This is a genomic window from Streptococcus sp. HMSC076C08, from assembly GCF_001810825.1.
In the GTDB taxonomy this organism is placed as follows: domain Bacteria; phylum Bacillota; class Bacilli; order Lactobacillales; family Streptococcaceae; genus Streptococcus.
This window is the reverse complement of the sequence record NZ_KV802718.1, coordinates 1-680: the sequence shown is the minus strand read 5'-3', so window position 1 is coordinate 680 and position 680 is coordinate 1. Positions and strand designations below refer to the sequence as shown.

Below are 680 nucleotides of genomic sequence, written 5' to 3'. Positions count from 1 at the left end.
TAAGTGCTAGTCAGTCAGCGTCTGTAAGCTCAAGCCAGTCAGCATCAGTAAGTTCGAGTGAATCCGCATCAGTAAGTGCAAGTCAGTCTGCATCTGTAAGCGCAAGTGAGTCCGCCTCAGCAAGTTCGAGCCAGTCTGCTTCAGTAAGTTCGAGCCAATCCGCCTCAGTAAGTTCGAGTCAGTCCGCATCAGTGAGTGCCAGCCAATCAGTTTCAGTAAGTGCCAGCCAATCCGCTTCAGCGAGCGCAAGTGAATCGGCCTCAGCCAGCGCTAGCCAGTCAGCATCAGTAAGTGCTAGTCAATCTGCGTCGGCAAGTTCGAGTCAGTCAGCCTCAGTAAGCTCGAGCCAATCCGCTTCAGCGAGCGCTAGTCAGTCAGCATCAGTAAGCTCGAGTCAATCCGCTTCGGCAAGCTCAAGTGAATCAGCCTCAGTAAGCTCGAGCCAATCAGCTTCAGTGAGCGCTAGTCAGTCTGTATCGGTAAGCACAAGTGAGTCAGCTTCAGCGAGCGCCAGCGAATCAGCCTCAGTAAGCACAAGCGAATCGGCATCAGTCAGCGTTAGCCAATCAGCTTCAGTCAGCGCCAGCCAATCCGCTTCAGCAAGTGCCAGCGAATCCGCTTCATTGAGTTCGAGCCAATCAGCGTCCGTGAGTGCTAGTCAATCCGCAGCAGTAAGCGCA

General features: G+C 53.7%; 1 protein-coding gene. It reads left to right on the top strand.

The features are described 5' to 3' along the window. A partial coding sequence (locus HMPREF2766_RS09810; protein ID WP_186821421.1) for a hypothetical protein occupies positions 1–680 on the top strand: 680 nt, incomplete at both ends.